We start from the raw sequence: 17,698 nt of genomic DNA, 5'->3' as shown, positions 1-17,698 counted from the left end.
AGCATGAAGAAGTTATTATTTATTGTTGCCACACTGATATTGGTTGGGTGTCAGCCATTACAACAGATGCGTCAAGATGAAATCTTAGTGGCGGTGGGTTATGCCAGCGTCAGTGAGCAAACAGGCCGCACAGTTGAAGAAAAGCGTGTACGAGCAATGCGCGCATCAAAAATTGATGCTTATCGTGAGCTAGCAGAGCAAGTTTATGGCATGCGTGTTAGTGGACGTGCAGAGCTGCAAGACCAGCGTTTGGGTATTGAAAGCACCACTGGTGCCGTCGATGGTGTAATTCGTGGTGCAGAAGTTGTGCGTAGTTATCTTGTTGAAGACAGTTATGTGACTGAGCTGCGCCTGGATATCCGTAAGATGGATAAGCTACGTGATTATGGAGAAGTTCAGCAGGTGCCTGAGAAGCGTCAGCAAACCTTGTTTTAAACCATTTCACTAGACAGATAATCTTTTTGAGCGGCTGATTGGTAACAATGAGTCGCTTTTTTATATCTACGTGAGCGCGGGAATTGAGGGTAAGAGTGACGTTTAAGCTTTTATATTGGTGCCAAGCGTCGAGATGGTGTGGGTTTTTCCGCCCGCATTGTAGGTCATGCCAACTTTGCCATGAGTTCGCTGAAGCATGTTGTTGAGTTTATTGAAGCTCAGCTGTGCACGACTAAGCGATTCGCCATTTACTTGGTTAACTTGTTGACAGTCGAGGACGATCGATTGGATCTGAGCAACAACCTGACTTAGGTGCTCATCTTCAGTAAGTTGATTGACGTGCGGGTGAGAGGCGATTCGCTGATCAGTTGTTCTGAGCTGATCAATGAGCGTCATCTTCTGTTTGGCAATGTTCTCAATCTCGGTAGAGACACGCGCCGTGATTGCTTGTGTTTCTTGGCGTAAAACAGCGGAAAGTGCCTTAGCATTTTCTAGCTGGAAATTAACGAGATCGACTAATGCTGCCATAAAATACTTACCTTCGGCCTAAGTCAGTTAGCTTTTGCCTTGCAATTCGTTTTCAAACTTAATCATGTTGTCAGCCAATTTTTCAGGATCGACTTTGTATGAACCGTTTGTGATAGCTTCTTTGATTGCTGCAACTTTGGCGCTGTCATATGCCGGAGAAGCTGCCATATCCTTCTGGAGTTTACTGACGGCTTTACTTTGCTGGCTGAGTGATACTGCGTCTTGTTGCGCTGGCGCCTTTTTTGATTCTGTCGTGCTGGTAGCATTGGAATCGTTACGTGCAGGTGCGCGACTTGTTGTCGTCATCATTTGCCCTGAACGTATATTATCTATACCTGCCATGTTTAACCTTTGCCTTGTATCGTAATACTGGTATCCAGACTATCGACCAGCGCAAAAATAACTTTAGTCATTTTTTGCATTTTTATTGATCAGTTTAAACACGCTACCAGTGGGTATTAAAAATTAACAGTGATTTCCGCAATGTCAGTCACTATGCCTTCTATTATACGTTGTGACTTATCATTTTTCACTCTTACTTGATCGCCAGCTGAACCATCCTGCAATGCTGTTCCTTGCGTTGTGATCGTCATGCCAGAATTCACCGCTTTGATAATGACCTTTTCATTTCGGCATACCACACAAACATCATTTCTCTCTACGACATCGCCTAAACGAACATTACGCTTTAGCTTTGCCCCAACCACTTGATCGTAGCTAGAAAATCCATCTTTACGAAAGCGCTGTAGCTCGATCATGGAAGTGGTAACATCCGATGCGCTGACGATTTCTCCTCTCCCTAATGTTCGTGTCGCGACGATCATTGGTACTGATACCGAGATCCTCACAGGGACATAGACTTTCCAGTCATCCGGTTGGCATTCCACTAACACATTGATGTTACTTCTCGTGCTGCTGGTGGAAGAGGCAGATGTATCTAACGGAACAGGGCAATCCGTTGCTTTTATTCTCGAGTCGATCTCTGCCGCATTAACAGATAGCTCGCCACCATCAGGCTGATCAACCGTAGCAAGAATATGTTGTTCTGCTGCTGTTTTTATTTGCTCGATCTGATTATCTGAAGCTGAATGAACAAAAAAGCTAAACATACTGAGCAAAATGCCGATAGACTTAGCGTACTTTGTAATTAGCGCTCTACATATTGTCATAGTCAATGGTGTCGAAGTGAAAGTGAAATACGCCATACTGTCTCCCTGGTATCGTGCTTGCCAGTGGTAGAGTATCATTTAAAAACAAAAAGTTTGAGATGGAGATGAGCATATGACGGGGATTCTTGACTCGGTGAATCAGCGTACGCAACTCGTCGGTCAGAACCGATTGGAATTATTGACCTTTCGACTGATGGGCCGACAGCGCTACGGCATTAACGTATTCAAAGTGAAAGAAGTACTACAGTGCCCTAAGCTGACTTCAATGCCAAATCTACACCCTCTGGTTAAAGGTATCGCTCATATCCGCGGCCATACCGTGTCCGTTATTGATTTGAGCCTGGCAATTGGTGGCCGCCCAACCACTGATTTAGATAAATGTTTTGTTGTTATTGCAGAATTTAACCGTACGATCCAAGCATTTTTGGTATCATCGGTTGAGCGTATTATCAATATGCATTGGGAAGCGATTTTGCCACCGCCAGACGGTGCAGGTAAAGCGCACTACTTGACTGCCGTGACAAACATTGACAATGAGCTGGTTGAAATCCTTGACGTTGAAAAAATCCTGGCAGAAATTGCGCCAGTTGATGAAACTATGGATTCCGCTATTGGCGAAGAAATCGCACAAGCAGAACAAGAAAAGCCTATTGTACGCCGTATACTGATTGCTGATGACTCGACGGTCGCGCGTAAACAGGTAGAGCGTGCGATTACATCCATCGGTTTTGAGGTCGTATCTGTCAAAGACGGCAAAGAAGCGTACAATAAGTTGATTGAAATGGCTCAAGAAGGCAATATCTACGATCAAATTTCGTTGGTTATTTCCGATATTGAAATGCCAGAAATGGACGGCTATACCTTAACGGCTGAAATTCGCAGACATGCCGATTTGAAAGACCTTTATGTTATCCTCCATTCTTCATTAAGTGGTGTATTCAACCAAGCTATGGTTGAGCGTGTAGGTGCCAACACCTTCATTGCGAAATTTAACCCAGATGAGTTGGGTAACGCGGTTAAATCTGCATTAACACAATAAAAGAGACATTAATGACTGCTATTACAATCAGTGATCAAGAGTATCGTGACTTTAGCCGTTTTCTAGAATCGCAATGTGGCATCGTGTTAGGTGATAGCAAGCAATACCTCGTGCGTAGCCGACTGAGTCCTTTAGTGACGAAGTTTAAGCTCGCATCGTTATCAGATTTGCTACGTGATGTTGTTACAGGGCGTAATCGAGAATTACGAGTCGCCGCTGTGGATGCGATGACGACTAACGAAACCTTGTGGTTTCGAGATACTTATCCGTTCACGGTTTTAGCTGACAAATTATTGCCAGAAGTAGCGGCAAGCAAGCGCCCAATTAAGATCTGGTCTGCTGCCAGTTCATCGGGCCAAGAACCGTATTCTATTGCAATGACGATCCTGGAAACGCAACAGCGCAAGCCGGGCTTGTTACCAAACGTGTCCATTACAGCCACAGATATTTCGGCAAGTATGCTCGAGATGTGTCGTGCAGGGGTGTACGACAACTTGGCTTTGGGTCGCGGGCTTTCACCAGAACGTCGTCGCACCTTCTTTGAAAATGCGGACGGTGGTCGCATGAAAGTCAAAGATAACGTCAAGCGTTTGGTGAACTTTCGTCCACAAAACTTGATGGACAGTTACGCACTGATGGGTAAGTTCGACATCATTTTCTGTCGTAACGTATTGATTTACTTTTCTCCAGAAATGAAATCTAAAGTGCTTAACCAAATGGCGAGCAGTTTAAACCCTGGTGGCTACTTGCTGTTAGGGGCATCAGAGTCGCTAACTGGTCTGACTGATAAATTTGAAATGGTGCGCTGTAATCCGGGCATCATTTACAAGCTTAAATAGCGGTATCTCTTCATTGATAGAAAAGCCTGACTTCGTGTCAGGCTTTTTTGTTTGTTACCTTTCTGCGCCGAGCGCTTCATGTATCACTCAATTAGTTGAAGCGCGTTTTTGCCTTGTGCCCTCAACACGGTGTATCTTTATTAAGTGAGCAAAGTGATACGACATGACATTCCAGTTACTTTGGCTCACTTATTGCTATTTCAATTCACGGTAACCACTAGGTTGGTGTAATGCTTTAGGTTTTGGCATGCTAATTGCTTTTTGGTTATCAATCACGGTCAGTTCTTAATTGTAGAGGCAAACATGGCTATATCTTTTGACAATGCACTAGGCATCCACCAGCACACGGTGGGCGTACGTGAGCGCAATGCAGAGGTGATTTCCACCAACATCGCACAAGCAAACACGCCTGGTTACAAAGCAAGAGGTTTAGACTTTGCGAAGGAATTGCAAGCGGCAACATCTGGGGCAAGCATTGGTCTTAGTCGCACAGATGGTCGGCATATTCCTGCCACTACGACGTTGGTTGGGGACAAGTTATATCGTCTTCCTACGCAACCAGATACGGGAGATGGCAACACGGTAGACTTGGATTTAGAGCGTAACTTGTTTATGCAAAACCAAATCAGACACCAAGCATCACTCGACTTTCTAGGCAGCAAATTCAAGAACTTAACCAAAGCAATCAAAGGGGAATAATTTAGATGAGCTTATTTAACGTTTTCAATGTGACAGGTTCCGCAATGAGCGCTGAATCCGTTCGTCTGAATACTACCTCAAGCAACTTGGCGAACGCCGACAGTGTCAGCAGCTCTGCGAAAGACACTTACAAAGCGCGTCATGCCGTGTTTGGTGCAGAGTTAAGTAACGCCATGCGTGGCGGTGATACGGTGCCAGTGAAAGTGATGGGTATTGTAGAAAGTGATAAACCGCTGAGTGCGGAGTACAACCCAGACCATCCCCTTGCAAACGAAGAAGGCTACATTTACAAGCCTAACGTCAATGTAATGGAAGAAATGGCAAACATGATTTCAGCTTCTCGTGCATACCAAACTAATGTACAGGTCGCTGATTCTAGTAAACAAATGCTGCTGCGTACGCTGCAGATGGGTCAATAAGGATAAGGGGGTAGCGTATGGCCGGAATTAACAACGTTGGTCAAAGCGGCTTGTCCTATATCGACCAGCTTAAAAGTCTACAAGAGAGTAACAAGAAAGCGGAAGAGAGCACGGGTAAGCAGGACCTAAAACAGGAAGACTTCTTATCATTACTCACGAAGCAACTGTCTCAGCAAGACCCTTTTAAGCCGGTAAGTAATGACCAGATGATTGCGCAAATGGCTTCATTTGCGACCGTTGATGGCATTGGCAAGATGAACACTCAGTTTGAGAGTTTGAATTCGTCAATGACATCAAATCAAGCGTTACAAGCTTCCTCTTTGGTAGGGCGTGACGTATTGGTCCCAGGAGCAGCAGGTGTGAAGCAGGACGACGCACCAATGGCGGCAATGGTTAAGCTTTCACAATCTATCGATAATCTGTTTGTTCGTGTAGAGGATGAAGCTGGCCAACTGGTTCGTACCTTTGAGGTAGGGGCGAAACCAGCCGGCGACACGCGTGTGCTTTGGGACGGTAAAGATGAAAGCGGAAATCCACTGCCAGCTGGCAAATACAAAGTGAAAGCGTCTGGCTTAGTTGAAGGGGAGTCGCAAGAGTTCCCAGTATCGACGTATGCCAACGTAAACAGCGTATTGCTTGGCAAAGGTGACGGAAACGTATTACTCAATCTGGCTGGTTTTGAATCGCCAGTTCGACTTGCAGAAGTATTGGAAGTCGGCAAAGCGTAGTCATAGCTCGCTAGATTAGGAGATTTTGGAATGTCATATGTATCTTTAAGCGGTTTGTCCGCCGCCCAACTGGATTTGAACACCACCAGTAACAACATTGCGAACGCCAACACGTACGGCTTTAAAGAATCCCGTGCTGAGTTTGCTGATGTTTACTCTAACTCTTTATTTACTAACGCAAAAACCACGCCGGGTGGTGGTGCGCAAGCAAGCCAAGTGGCGCAGCAGTTCCATGAAGGCTCAAGCATTTACACCAACAACCCAATGGATCTGCGTGTTTCGGGGACAGGTTTCTTCGCCGTGGCGAAGGAGCGTCTGACTCCACAACAGAATGAACTGACACGTAATGGTGCATTCCATTTAAATAAAGAAAACTACATGGTGACCGCGAACGATGAGTTCTTATTAGGTTACCAAGTGGATCCAAGCTCTGGTGAGGTTTCTTCATACGAGCCACAACCCATCAATATTCCTGCTGAATTTGGTAAGCCAAAACAAACAGCAAACATTGAAGTGGGTGTGAACTTGCCAGCGAACGGCGATTTGAAAGATCCAACGCAGTTTGATTTTTCAGACCCAGATACATACAACCGTTCAACCTCTTCGACAATTTATGACTCGATGGGTCAGTCTTACAAGCTAACGACGTATTACTTGAAAGATCAGACTCAGCCAAATACATGGAACACTTACTACACCGTGACAGATAAAGAAGGTGAAAAGCCTTTAAATGTTGCGGCTGGTGATGCGCAAACGCCAACAGGTCATGTGGGGCATACCATGAAGTTCAACAACGATGGTACGTTGGCGAGCTTGAACAATGGTCAGCCAATCACTTCTGTGGCTCTGGGCGATCCGGCGACGAACACGACACCAGTCGATATGAATGGTGCCGATCCTGCGCAGACGCTTAACTTCGGCTTAGGCTCAGCAACACAGTTTGCGGCTCCGTTCGAACTGACTAAGTTTGACGAAGACGGTGCAACGACGGGCTTCCTAACCAAAGTTGACTTCGATGAAAACGGCAGCGTATTGGGAACTTACTCAAACGGTGAAAACGTTACATTGGGTCGTGTTGCTCTCGTACGTGTTCCAAACGAGCAAGGTCTGGATAAGAAAGGCGGCACTCAATGGGATTCAACGCAGTTCTCTGGTGACAAGATCTGGGGTGAATCAAATAAAGGCTCTTTCGGCACCATCAATAACGGTATGCTGGAACAGTCAAACATTGATATGACGCAGGAGTTGGTGGACCTGATCTCTGCTCAGCGTAACTTCCAAGCAAACTCACGTTCGCTAGAAGTACACAACCAACTACAACAGAATATCTTACAGATCCGCTAGAGCACTAGCTGGGTCATTCGATACTCTGCTTGAGTAAGCAATGGCGTGTGATTGCTTCTTAGTAATTACCGCTTTGTTCATTTTCATCATGACATTCATCTGATGCTTAGCCTGAATACACCTCACTCAGGCTAAGCATGCTTTGATCTACGATTTGCCGCTGTTGCCGCCGTATGGATCAAAACCTTGCCTCTCGTTACAGTTTTCTGCCTCTATTGACCTCTTTTCATTGTTGATTTTTAATTCAAAGTATTGATTGATAAGTCTATTTTTGTTTTGGCATAACTATTGCTTTTTACTCCGTGTACAGAGAGATTTTTTGGAGTAATTTATGGATCGCGCACTGTTTCTCGCAATGAGTGGCGCCAAGCAAAATATGCAGGCACTACAATTGCGCGCTAATAACTTGGCTAACGTAAGCACGACCGGATTTCGGGCTGATTTAGCACAGGCTCGCTCAATGCAGGCTTATGGTGAAGGCCATCCTTCACGTGTATTCAGCATGACAGAGCGTCCAGGGCATAACTTTGCTCAAGGTAGCGTGATTACAACAGGGCGTGATCTGGATGTGACGATTGAAGGCAGCGGTTGGATATCGGTACTCGATCATACAGGGAAAGAAGGGTTGACCCGTAACGGCAACCTAAAAGTCGATCAAAATGGCATGCTTACCAACGCAAGTGGTCATTTGGTGCTGGGTGAAAACGACGCGCCGATTACTTTGCCTATCCCTCTCTCCAAAATTGAAATCGGTCGGGATGGCACCATCTCTGTACTTCCTCAAGGTGCCCCGGCAGAAGAATTCCAAGCGGTTGATCGCATTAAGCTCGTTAAGCCTAATGATCAAAGCTTGTTTAAAGACACCAATGGCTTATTTCGCCATAAAACTCCAAACCAACCTTACGAAGCAGACGCGACTGTTAGTCTCCAGACGGGAGCGATAGAAGGCAGTAACGTGAATGCCGTAGGTGAAATGACCGCATTGATTGACTTACAACGTCAGTTTGAAATGCAAGTCAAGATGATGAGCACAGCTGAAGAAATGGATAAATCTTCAGATTCACTGCTTCGTATGAGTTAACAGAGTTAGAGGTTCACTATGCATCCAGCACTATGGGTAAGTAAAACAGGTCTAGACGCCCAACAAACCAACATTGCCACGATTTCGAACAACTTGGCGAACGCTTCTACTGTCGGCTACAAAAAGAGCCGTGCAGTATTCGAAGATTTGTTCTATCAGAACATCAACCAACCTGGCGGCCAGTCATCTCAGAACACTGAACTGCCAAGTGGCTTGATGCTAGGTGCGGGTTCTAAAGTGGTTGCGACGCAAAAAGTGCACACGCACGGCAATGCGCAGACAACGACCAACGCACTGGACATGATGGTGGAAGGCGACGGTTTTTTCCAAGTGACATTGCCGGACGGCAACATCGGTTATACCCGTAACGGTCAGTTCACGCTCAATGGTGAAGGCACGTTAGTCACGTCGGGTTCTGGCTACCCTGTAGAGCCTGAAATTGTGATTCCAGAAGATGCGATTTCTATTACTGTCGGTACGGATGGTGAAGTGTCGGTTCGCGTCCGAGGTCAGCAAGACAACCAAGTCGTTGGTCAGCTAACCATTACAGACTTTGTTAACCCGGGCGGCCTAGAGCCAATTGGTCAGAACCTTTACTTACCAACGGGTGCCAGTGGCGATCCACAAGAGGGTGTTCCTGGTTTGGACGGTTTGGGGGAAATTCGTCAATCCATGCTGGAAGCGTCCAACGTGAATGTAACAGAAGAGTTGGTCAACATGATCGAAGCCCAGCGCGTTTACGAAATGAATTCAAAAGTGATCTCGTCAGTCGATAAGATGATGAGCTTCGTTAACCAGCAATTGTAACGATTAAGAGCAAGATTTGAGGAGCTCACGATGAAACGTATTTGCCTACTCGCTTTGATTGCTACGATGTCGGGCTGTGCCATGTTGGAACCGATTGAAACGGATGAAGTGACACAAGCAACCACTGTGGTCGACGCAGTAGAAGGCGATAAATCGAAAGAAGAGAGCAGCGGTATTGTAGATACTTTACGTGGTAGAAGTGATCCGGTTGCTGGCGACCCTGCTTGGGCTCCAATTCATCCGAAAAACAAGCCTGAGCATTACGCTGCTGCAACAGGTTCGTTGTTTAGCGCCGAGCACATTACCGACCTATACGACGATTCTAAACCACGTGGTATTGGCGATATTATTACCGTAACACTGGATGAGACAACCAGTGCGACGAAAAGCGCAAATGCCGATTTATCGAAAACCAATGAAGCGCAAATGGACCCGCTTCAAGTGGGCGGAGAAGAGCTGCAAATTGGCGGAAAATATAATTTCTCTTATGACTTAAACAACTCCAACTCATTTGCAGGTGACTCTTCTGCAAAGCAGAGCAACAGCATCAGTGGTTACATCACTGTTGAGGTGATCGAAGTACTGGCAAACGGCAACCTCGTGATCCGCGGTGAGAAGTGGATGACGCTAAATACGGGTGATGAGTACATACGTTTAAGTGGCACTATTCGTCCGGATGATATTAATTTCGACAACACCATTGCATCAAATCGCGTTTCTAACGCAAGAATTCAATACTCAGGGACTGGTTTGCAACAAGATATGCAAGAGCCAGGCTTCTTGGCACGATTCTTTAATGTAGCGCTATAACACGCCGTGCTGACGGCAATTTGACTGCAAGAGATAAGTAAGCATGAAAAAACTCCTTTTAGTACTGATGAGCGTTGCTCTGTTTTCTACCGTAGCCCAAGCCGCACGTATCAAAGACGTCGCGCAAGTGGCAGGTGTACGAAGCAACCAACTCGTGGGTTATGGTTTGGTTTCAGGCTTACCTGGTACGGGTGAAGCGAACCCGTTTACAGAGCAAAGTTTCGCCGCCATGCTGCAAAACTTCGGCATTCAAATGCCGCCAGGCACAAAGCCAAAAATTAAAAACGTTGCCGCAGTCATGGTTACGGCAGAATTGCCGCCTTTCTCTAAACCGGGTCAGCAAGTGGACGTGACTGTCTCTTCCATCGGAAGTGCTAAAAGTTTGCGTGGTGGCACCTTGCTACAAACGTTCCTCAAAGGTCTCGACGGTCAAGTTTACGCGGTGGCTCAAGGTAACTTAGTAGTGAGCGGCTTCAGTGCTGAAGGCGCTGACGGTTCTAAAATCGTAGGTAACAATCCAACCGTTGGTCTTATCTCTAGTGGTGCGACAGTAGAGCGAGAAATTCCAAACCCATTTGGTCGTGGTGATTACATCACGTTCAACTTGCTTGAGTCAGACTTCACAACGGCTCAACGTATGGCGGATGCTGTAAACAACTTCCTCGGCCCACAAATGGCGAGCGCTGTTGACGCGACATCAGTGCGCGTGCGTGCTCCTCGTGACGTCAGCCAGCGTGTTGCGTTCTTATCGGCAATCGAAAACCTAGAGTTTGACCCAGCAGATGGTGCAGCCAAAATCATCGTTAACTCTCGCACGGGCACCATTGTAGTTGGTAAGCATGTACGTCTTAAACCAGCAGCAGTAACGCATGGCGGCATGACGGTTGCGATCAAAGAAAACCTGAATGTTAGCCAACCTAACGGCTTTTCTGGTGGGCAAACCGTAGTCGTACCAGACTCGGATATCGAAGTCAGCGAAGAGCAAGGCAAAATGTTTAAGTTCGAACCAGGCTTAACGTTGGATGATTTGGTCCGTGCCGTGAACCAAGTCGGGGCTGCGCCTTCGGACTTGATGGCAATTTTACAAGCATTGAAGCAAGCTGGTGCCATTGAAGGCCAGTTGATCATCATTTAATGGTTAGGAGGTAGGTATAATGAACAATCCTAACGACATTGGTTTTATCCATGACATCAGTTCTCTGGACACTCTGCGTCAAAAAGCAGTGAAAGAGGGAAAAGATGGCGAGCAAGAAGCATTGCATGCGGCTGCTCGTCAGTTCGAATCGATCTTCACCTCCATGATGTTGAAATCCATGCGTGAAGCCAATGAGGGCTTTGAGTCCAACATGATGAACAGCCAAAACGAGAAGTTCTACCGACAAATGTTGGATGAACAGATGGCGAGTGAATTGAGTTCGTCTGGTTCAATGGGACTGGCCGATATGATTGTTAAGCAATTAACGGCTGGGCAAGGGAACGACAAAAAAGAAACGGCTATGCGTGATGCGGCAAACAATGCTGCGGAATATCGTCGTGTTGACCCGAAAAAAGCGCGCGAGATTGAACAGCGCTTGATTGAATCTGGTCAACTATCTCGACCAAGCAATGAACCCACTCGATTCGATTCACCAGAATCCTTTGTTAACTCGATGAAGCCATACGCGGAGAAAGCTGCGAAAGCCCTAGGTGTCGAGCCATCTTTGCTACTTGCGCAAGCCGCTTTGGAAACGGGGTGGGGACAAAAGGTCGTGAAGAACGCGCGTGGCAGCAGCAACAACTTATTTAATATCAAAGCAGATCGAAGCTGGCAGGGTGACAAAGTGACGACTCAAACTTTAGAGTTCCACGATAACACGCCAGTGAAAGAGACGGCAGCGTTTCGCTCCTACTCAAGTTACGAAGACAGCTTTAATGACTTTGTACGATTTTTGAATGACAACCCACGTTACGATACAGCATTGCAGCAACGCGGGAATTCAGAGTCGTTTATTCGCGGTATCCACAGTGCGGGTTACGCGACCGATCCGAATTACGCAGATAAAGTCCTGCAGGTGAAGGATAAAATCGAAAGTATGTAATGTCTCTGCGACAATTTATGACGTTCTCGAAGGCTTGCCATAGTGCAAGCCTTCACTTTATCTGAACATCTACGCCTTTCTATCACTTGGCACATCTTTTGCTTTTAATGTGTCTAGGTGATCGGTTTTGCCGATTTATATTTCGTTTTTGGGGGCATGTATGGCGTCAGATCTTCTGAATGTAGGTACTCAAAGTGTGCTTACTGCTCAGAGACAATTAAACACCACTGGTCATAACATTTCTAATGTTAATACAGAGGGTTATAGCCGTCAGTCTGTTATCCAAGGCACGAATGATCCGCGCATGTTCGGTGGTTCTACCTACGGCATGGGTGTGCATGTGGAAAATGTTCGCCGCTCGTGGGATCAGTTTGCCGTGAATGAACTGAACCTGTCGTCGACCAACAATGCCAACAAAACGGATACCCAAGATAATCTTGATATGCTTTCTAGCATGTTGAGCTCTGTGGCATCGAAGAAAATTCCCGAGAACCTGAATGAGTGGTTCGATGCGGTAAAAACCATGGCAGATACCCCGAACGATTTAGGGGCACGAAAAGTGGTATTGGAAAAGGCGAAAATCTTCTCTGATACATTAAATGATTTCCACGAAACCGTGCGACTGCAATCTGATGTCACCAATAAAAAATTGGATATGGGCATTGAGCGCGTTAATCAACTTGCGTTGGAAATTCGCGATATTCATCGACTGATGATGCGTACTCCCGGTCCACATAATGACCTGATGGATCAGCATGAAAAGCTGGTTACTGAGCTGTCAGAGTACACCAAAGTTACCGTAACCCCACGCAAAAATGCGGAAGGGTTTAATGTTCATATCGGCAATGGACACACTCTTGTTTCTGGCACGGAAGCAAGCCAGCTCAAAATGATCGATGGCTATCCGGATGTTCATCAAAGACGCTTAGCAATGGTGGAAGGGGATGGCATTAAAGCGATCAAGTCTGACGACATGGATGGCAAAATCGGCGCTTTGCTTGAAATGCGCGACAAACACATTCCACAACTGCAAGATGAAATGGGCCGTTTAGCGACGGGTTTCTCCTACAAAATTAATCAGCTGCAATCTCAAGGTCTGGATCTCAACGGCAAGATAGGTAAAGACGTATTTACCGACGTGAACTCTGAGCTGGTGGCAAAATCTCGAGTTTTTGCTGCGCCTGACTCACAAGCTGATGTTGCGGTTTACATCGAGGACATTTCCGCGATCAAAGGTGGTGAATATTCGCTGCGTTATGATGGCGACCAATACAGCGTGACAACACCGAAAGGTGAGCAAATGTCGTTGAACATCGACCGTTCGGATTCGTCGTTTGTTCTGGATGGTATGAAAGTGCAAATTGGTGAAGGCCTTGCCGCCGGTGAGCGCGTATTGCTCCGCCCAACGAGAAGTGGTGCAGCCATCATAAAGATGGAAACCAATGACGCAAAAGCTATTGCCGCACAAAGTTATGAAGCCTCAACCACTTTTGCCCAAGGTAACGCCAAGTTTAAAATTCGTGAGGCGGGGGATGTTAAAGAGTTTGAGGTTACCGTACAACCAGCCGATGAGAAGCATGATAAGCCGTGGTTAAAGATCACGGATAACAAGGGTAATTTACTATCGGACAAATACTCATACCCGTTAGATAAAGATAACCCGATGATTGAAATATCAGTGCCGAAAAGCCATCCGCTGTATAGAAACGGCGATGCAACCGTGTTTGAGTTGAGCGAAGGCGCTCTGATGAATGATAAATTCACCGCAAACTTGGTGCCTTCTGAAGGTGGTAACGGCAACTTGAGAAAAATGCAGAAGATCCAAACAGACAAGATGATGGATGGAAAATCCAGTACCTTGATCGATGTTTATCATAACCTCAATACTGAAGTTGGACTGAAGTCTTCTACAGCAAACCGTTTAGCCTCCGTCGCTCGTTTAGAGCATGAAGCGGCGCAAGAGCGCGTTGCTTCTATTTCTGGTGTTAACCTCGATGAAGAAGCGGCCAACATGATGAAGTTTCAACAAGCGTACATGGCTTCATCACGTGTGATGCAAGCGGCGAATGATACCTTCAATACCATTTTACAACTGAGGTAAGGAGAAGAGATAAGTGCTAACCCGAATTTCTAGTTTCCATAACTATCAGTCCGTACAAAATGATCTGCGTCGTCAAGAGAATAAGGTTCACCACAACCAAGAGCAGCTTGCTTCAGGAAAAAAGTTACTGAAACCTAGTGACGACCCCCTCGCTGCGCATTACATCCAAAACATTAGTCAGCAACAAGAACAGCTACAACAATATCTTAGCTCGATAGTGTTGGTACGTAATCGTCTAGAAAACCACGAAGTTAATATCGCCAATGCGGAGAATTTTGCCGACGAGTCGAAGCGCTTAACGATGGAGATGATTAACGGTGCCTTTTCTGCTGAAGACCGACAAGCAAAGAAGCGTGAGTTAGAAGAGATTGCGAACAACTTCCTTAACTTGGTGAACTCGCAAGATGAATCTGGTAACTACGTGTTTGCTGGCACTAAGCCAAAAAGCCAACCATTTTATCGCGATAAAGATGGTAGCGTGCAATACGCTGGGGACGATTATCAGCGCAAAATGAAAGTTTCTAGCATGCTTGAGATGCCAATGAACGATCCTGGCAGCAAGCTGTTTATGGAGATACCAAACCCATTTGGCGATTATCAGCCGAATTACGATCTACAAAACGGCTCTGAGCTGTTGCTAAACAAAGCCACTAACGTTGATACGAAGGATGATGCGGCGTATCGCGTGACATTTGTCGATATGAATAACGGCAAATTTGGTTACCAATTAGAGCGTAACGGCAAAGTAGTGGATGCCGATGAGTTTTCTCCAGAGAAAGGGATTGAATACAAAGGCCTGAAAGTGCACGTAAAAGGCCAAATTACGCCTGGTGACAGCATTGAGATCGAAAAGCGGGCAGAGTTCAGCATTTTCGATACCTTCAAGGATGCAATGGCATGGTCAGACAAATCGGTTTCGGATACGTCGGCGACTGCTAAATTGCACCAAATGACAGAAGAATTCCACGCTGCTTTTATCCATTTGAATAAAGCGCGTACAGATGCCGGTGCTCGATTGAGTACGCTGGATATCCAAGAGCAAAATCATGAAGACTTTAATTTGTCTCTGGCAAAAGCGAAGAGCAACTTTGAGGACTTGGATTACTCCAAAGCCGTGATCGAGTTCAGTGAAAACTCGCGAGCGTTACAGGCATCGCAACAAGCATTCGGTAAGACCAAAGATCTAACGTTGTTTAACTACATCTAGTATGACACTCATACACATTGTCTGATTTTGATGCCTTATGTGCAAAGCCTTAAGCGCGCTAAGTCGACGTAACCTGAGAGTCTGAGATGTCATGCGGCACGATTTTACCCAAAGCGGCAATGATGCGGGAGGCAAGTCGGGCGGCAACAGGGCAGCGTTCAATACCCTTGGGCTAAGATGAGTCTGACAAACCGGAAATAGCTTAGTGATAAAGCTAACTTATTGTTTATTTGATTCTTTTAAAAGTGGTTAAATAATTTACGAAAGTTGGCACACAAATTGTATTGAAAATATCAGAACAGATTTAGAGATTCTAAACCCTGCGTTTAAGGCAGATTTAGCAAGTAACTTTTACGGTCAGTGCTTATCCAAATGAGAGTAAAGCTGGCCGCTTCGCAAAAGCTTGCGAACTCAACAGGAGAGCAAAATGGCTGTAACAGTTAGTACTAACGTCTCCGCGATGACCGCGCAGCGTTACCTAAACAAAGCGACTGATGAATTAAACACGTCGATGGAGCGCTTATCTTCAGGACATAAGATTAACAGTGCAAAAGATGATGCGGCAGGTCTACAGATCTCTAACCGCTTAACTGCACAGTCTCGTGGCCTAGATGTCGCAATGCGTAACGCGAACGATGGTATCTCGATTGCACAAACCGCTGAAGGTGCGATGAATGAGGCAACCTCTGTCATGCAACGAATGCGTGACCTTGCGATTCAATCATCGAACGGTACTAACTCTCCAGCTGAGCGTCAGGCGATCAACGAAGAGTCAATGGCATTGATTGACGAGCTAAACCGTATTGCAGAAACCACTTCATTTGGTGGTCGTCGTCTATTGAACGGCTCATTCGGTGAAGCAGCATTCCAGATTGGTGCGAGCTCAGGTGAAGCCATGATCATGGGACTCACCAGCATTCGTGCGGACGATACTCGCATGGGCGGTGTGACCTTCTTATCTGAGAACGGTAAAGATAAAAACTGGAGTGTTGACCCAGCTAAATCTGACTTGAAGATCACGCTACCAGGTATGGGTGAAGACGAAGACGGCAATGTTGATGATCTAGAAATCAACATTAATGCCAAAGCGGGCGACGACATCGAAGAGCTTGCCACTTACATTAATGGTCAGTCTGATATGATTAATGCGTCTGTAAGTGAAGATGGCAAGTTGCAAGTTTTTGTCGCGCATCCAAACGTTCAGGGTGAGATTTCTATTTCTGGTGGATTAGCATCTGAGCTTGGCCTGAGTGATGAACCTATCAGAACGTCAGTACAAGATATTGATATGACCACGGTACAAGGTTCTCAAAACGCGATTTCTGTGCTGGATTCGGCACTGAAATACGTAGACTCGCAACGTGCAGACTTAGGTGCGAAGCAAAACCGTTTGAGTCACAGCATCAACAACTTGGCGAATATCCAAGAAAACGTTGACGCATCGAACAGCCGAATTAAAGATACAGATTTTGCGAAAGAAACCACGCAAATGACCAAAGCACAAATTTTGCAACAAGCAGGAACATCTATTCTTGCTCAAGCGAAACAGTTGCCAAACTCTGCAATGTCACTATTGCAGTAGTTTACTTAGCCTGTGCTCAATACATTCAGACGTGGATGGGAATGCAGGCTTTTGGCAAGCAACTTTACAATAGAATGAGCGGCTCTCTCATCTCTCACCTGCCAATCATTTTCAATGTAAAGTTGCACTCGGTATGCCGGAAATGTGTTCATTTCTCTTGATCTCCACATAGGCTCTGGCGACCAACCTAGCCCCAGTTCTCTCAAAGGAAAAGGGGCTTTTTCTTTTCTAATTCTTACGTCTATCGTCTGCGAACTTATCTTCAATTGTTTCCTTTCGCTGGTTTTCTATACAATTTGGCCCTCTCGGCTCGATTTGTGGAAACTTGAGCACTTTTTCTTACTTTTCTTCAATTTTATTAGCTAAATCTCGCAATGTTATTTTTTTAAACTTTTTTCTAAAGCTTCTGAATTTGGTGTCGTTAATAGAGGTAACTTTGAGAGAACTACTTGGTTTTCCGAGACGTCGGAAACCGCTACATCGGAAAATCAATTGGAGAAATCACCATGGCAGTGAATGTAAACACAAACGTATCAGCGATGACCGCTCAGCGTTACCTAAACAACGCAAACTCAGCACAACAAACTTCTATGGAACGTTTGTCTTCAGGTTTCAAAATCAACAGCGCGAAAGACGACGCTGCGGGTCTTCAAATCTCGAACCGCTTGAACGTACAAAGCCGTGGCCTGGATGTGGCTGTTCGTAACGCGAACGACGGTATCTCGATTGCACAAACTGCTGAAGGTGCAATGAACGAGACCACTAACATTCTTCAACGTATGCGTGATTTGTCTCTACAATCAGCAAACGGTTCAAACTCGAAAGCAGAACG

The 17,698-nt window shown here is 45.8% G+C and carries 18 protein-coding genes and 1 pseudogene; 16 read left to right on the top strand and 3 right to left on the bottom strand.

All coding sequences use genetic code 11. From position 1 onward, the window contains the following. Positions 1-3: 3 nt before the first annotated feature. Positions 4-435 carry a flagellar assembly lipoprotein FlgP gene (gene flgP, locus R8O70_RS07190; RefSeq protein WP_005382014.1) on the top strand — a complete coding sequence of 144 codons (432 nt, stop codon included), beginning with the start codon at positions 4-6 and terminating at the stop codon, positions 433-435. 102 nt (positions 436-537) lie between these two features. Here the strand turns inward: flgP and R8O70_RS07185 are convergent, their stop codons facing one another. The 3 genes from R8O70_RS07185 to flgA all read right to left on the bottom strand — a co-directional run bounded on the left by R8O70_RS07185 (position 538) and on the right by flgA (position 2,168). Further along, on the bottom strand, positions 538-963 hold the full coding sequence (locus R8O70_RS07185; RefSeq protein ID WP_005382015.1) for a flagella synthesis protein FlgN: 426 nt from the start codon (positions 961-963) through the stop codon (positions 538-540). A gap of 27 nt (positions 964-990) precedes the next feature. Continuing rightward, positions 991-1,305, bottom strand: a complete 315-nt coding sequence (flgM, locus tag R8O70_RS07180) for a flagellar biosynthesis anti-sigma factor FlgM (protein WP_005382018.1) — start codon at positions 1,303-1,305, stop codon at positions 991-993. A 116-nt stretch (positions 1,306-1,421) separates the two neighbouring features. Continuing rightward, positions 1,422-2,168 (bottom strand): flagellar basal body P-ring formation chaperone FlgA, encoded by a 747-nt coding sequence (flgA, locus tag R8O70_RS07175; protein WP_005382020.1) that lies wholly within the window; start codon positions 2,166-2,168, stop codon positions 1,422-1,424. Between the two features lie 76 nt (positions 2,169-2,244). On the opposite strand from flgA, the gene R8O70_RS07170 reads away from it, so the two are divergent. The 15 genes and pseudogenes from R8O70_RS07170 to R8O70_RS07100 all read left to right on the top strand — a co-directional run. After that, positions 2,245-3,171: a chemotaxis protein CheV gene (locus tag R8O70_RS07170; protein WP_005382022.1), complete on the top strand. Its 927-nt coding sequence runs from the start codon at positions 2,245-2,247 to the stop codon at positions 3,169-3,171. Between the two features lie 11 nt (positions 3,172-3,182). Beyond that, positions 3,183-4,010 carry a CheR family methyltransferase gene (locus tag R8O70_RS07165; protein ID WP_005382024.1) on the top strand — a complete coding sequence of 276 codons (828 nt, stop codon included), beginning with the start codon at positions 3,183-3,185 and terminating at the stop codon, positions 4,008-4,010. A 303-nt stretch (positions 4,011-4,313) separates the two neighbouring features. Next, positions 4,314-4,709 carry a flagellar basal body rod protein FlgB gene (flgB, locus tag R8O70_RS07160; protein ID WP_005382026.1) on the top strand — a complete coding sequence of 132 codons (396 nt, stop codon included), beginning with the start codon at positions 4,314-4,316 and terminating at the stop codon, positions 4,707-4,709. Positions 4,710-4,714: 5 nt separating this feature from the next. Then, a complete protein-coding gene (gene flgC, locus R8O70_RS07155) occupies positions 4,715-5,128 on the top strand; it encodes a flagellar basal body rod protein FlgC (RefSeq protein WP_005393132.1) in 414 nt (137 codons plus the stop codon). Positions 5,129-5,145: 17 nt separating this feature from the next. Beyond that, the gene (gene flgD / locus R8O70_RS07150) at positions 5,146-5,856 is read left to right on the top strand and encodes a flagellar hook assembly protein FlgD (RefSeq protein WP_005382029.1); all 711 of its coding nucleotides are present in this window, start codon (positions 5,146-5,148) and stop codon (positions 5,854-5,856) included. Positions 5,857-5,886: 30 nt separating this feature from the next. Beyond that, the gene (gene flgE, locus R8O70_RS07145; protein WP_005382030.1) at positions 5,887-7,200 is read left to right on the top strand and encodes a flagellar hook protein FlgE; all 1,314 of its coding nucleotides are present in this window, start codon (positions 5,887-5,889) and stop codon (positions 7,198-7,200) included. A gap of 331 nt (positions 7,201-7,531) precedes the next feature. Next, positions 7,532-8,281 (top strand): flagellar basal-body rod protein FlgF, encoded by a 750-nt coding sequence (gene flgF / locus R8O70_RS07140; RefSeq protein ID WP_005382031.1) that lies wholly within the window; start codon positions 7,532-7,534, stop codon positions 8,279-8,281. Between the two features lie 18 nt (positions 8,282-8,299). Continuing rightward, entirely contained in the window at positions 8,300-9,088 is a 789-nt protein-coding gene (flgG, locus tag R8O70_RS07135; protein ID WP_005382032.1) for a flagellar basal-body rod protein FlgG, read from the top strand. Positions 9,089-9,118: 30 nt separating this feature from the next. Beyond that, a complete protein-coding gene (gene flgH, locus R8O70_RS07130) occupies positions 9,119-9,898 on the top strand; it encodes a flagellar basal body L-ring protein FlgH (RefSeq protein ID WP_005382033.1) in 780 nt (259 codons plus the stop codon). Positions 9,899-9,941: 43 nt separating this feature from the next. Continuing rightward, positions 9,942-11,033 (top strand): flagellar basal body P-ring protein FlgI, encoded by a 1,092-nt coding sequence (locus tag R8O70_RS07125; RefSeq protein WP_005393118.1) that lies wholly within the window; start codon positions 9,942-9,944, stop codon positions 11,031-11,033. 16 nt (positions 11,034-11,049) lie between these two features. Next, positions 11,050-11,976 (top strand): flagellar assembly peptidoglycan hydrolase FlgJ, encoded by a 927-nt coding sequence (gene flgJ, locus R8O70_RS07120; RefSeq protein ID WP_053807678.1) that lies wholly within the window; start codon positions 11,050-11,052, stop codon positions 11,974-11,976. A gap of 160 nt (positions 11,977-12,136) precedes the next feature. Next, a complete protein-coding gene (gene flgK / locus R8O70_RS07115; protein WP_258623748.1) occupies positions 12,137-14,077 on the top strand; it encodes a flagellar hook-associated protein FlgK in 1,941 nt (646 codons plus the stop codon). Positions 14,078-14,090: 13 nt separating this feature from the next. Continuing rightward, positions 14,091-15,284: a flagellar hook-associated protein FlgL gene (flgL, locus tag R8O70_RS07110; protein WP_017634832.1), complete on the top strand. Its 1,194-nt coding sequence runs from the start codon at positions 14,091-14,093 to the stop codon at positions 15,282-15,284. Between the two features lie 427 nt (positions 15,285-15,711). Continuing rightward, complete coding sequence (locus R8O70_RS07105) at positions 15,712-16,866, top strand: flagellin (RefSeq protein WP_005382038.1); 1,155 nt, start codon at positions 15,712-15,714, stop codon at positions 16,864-16,866. 506 nt (positions 16,867-17,372) lie between these two features. After that, a pseudogene (locus R8O70_RS07100) lies at positions 17,373-17,698 on the top strand (flagellin); the annotation flags it as partial.

Origin of the sequence: Vibrio sp. 779(2023) (genome assembly GCF_033344285.1) — a bacterium.
Classification (GTDB): Bacteria; Pseudomonadota; Gammaproteobacteria; order Enterobacterales; family Vibrionaceae; genus Vibrio; species Vibrio alginolyticus.
Note: the sequence above shows the minus strand (reverse complement) of the source record. Positions and strands in the feature narration are given on the sequence as shown.

Bases quoted from the DNA above. Each gene is read 5' to 3' on its own strand.
- flgK (WP_258623748.1), top strand. From the start codon at position 12,137: ATGGCGTCAGATCTTCTGAATGTAGGTACTCAAAGTGTGCTTACTGCT.
- flgM (WP_005382018.1), bottom strand. From the start codon at position 1,305: ATGGCAGGTATAGATAATATACGTTCAGGGCAAATGATGACGACAACA.
- flgD (WP_005382029.1), top strand. From the start codon at position 5,146: ATGGCCGGAATTAACAACGTTGGTCAAAGCGGCTTGTCCTATATCGAC.
- R8O70_RS07170 (WP_005382022.1), top strand. From the start codon at position 2,245: ATGACGGGGATTCTTGACTCGGTGAATCAGCGTACGCAACTCGTCGGT.
- flgG (WP_005382032.1), top strand. From the start codon at position 8,300: ATGCATCCAGCACTATGGGTAAGTAAAACAGGTCTAGACGCCCAACAA.
- flgB (WP_005382026.1), top strand. From the start codon at position 4,314: ATGGCTATATCTTTTGACAATGCACTAGGCATCCACCAGCACACGGTG.
- flgA (WP_005382020.1), bottom strand. From the start codon at position 2,168: ATGGCGTATTTCACTTTCACTTCGACACCATTGACTATGACAATATGT.
- flgE (WP_005382030.1), top strand. From the start codon at position 5,887: ATGTCATATGTATCTTTAAGCGGTTTGTCCGCCGCCCAACTGGATTTG.
- flgP (WP_005382014.1), top strand. From the start codon at position 4: ATGAAGAAGTTATTATTTATTGTTGCCACACTGATATTGGTTGGGTGT.
- flgH (WP_005382033.1), top strand. From the start codon at position 9,119: ATGAAACGTATTTGCCTACTCGCTTTGATTGCTACGATGTCGGGCTGT.
- flgF (WP_005382031.1), top strand. From the start codon at position 7,532: ATGGATCGCGCACTGTTTCTCGCAATGAGTGGCGCCAAGCAAAATATG.
- flgC (WP_005393132.1), top strand. From the start codon at position 4,715: ATGAGCTTATTTAACGTTTTCAATGTGACAGGTTCCGCAATGAGCGCT.
- R8O70_RS07185 (WP_005382015.1), bottom strand. From the start codon at position 963: ATGGCAGCATTAGTCGATCTCGTTAATTTCCAGCTAGAAAATGCTAAG.
- R8O70_RS07105 (WP_005382038.1), top strand. From the start codon at position 15,712: ATGGCTGTAACAGTTAGTACTAACGTCTCCGCGATGACCGCGCAGCGT.
- R8O70_RS07125 (WP_005393118.1), top strand. From the start codon at position 9,942: ATGAAAAAACTCCTTTTAGTACTGATGAGCGTTGCTCTGTTTTCTACC.
- R8O70_RS07165 (WP_005382024.1), top strand. From the start codon at position 3,183: ATGACTGCTATTACAATCAGTGATCAAGAGTATCGTGACTTTAGCCGT.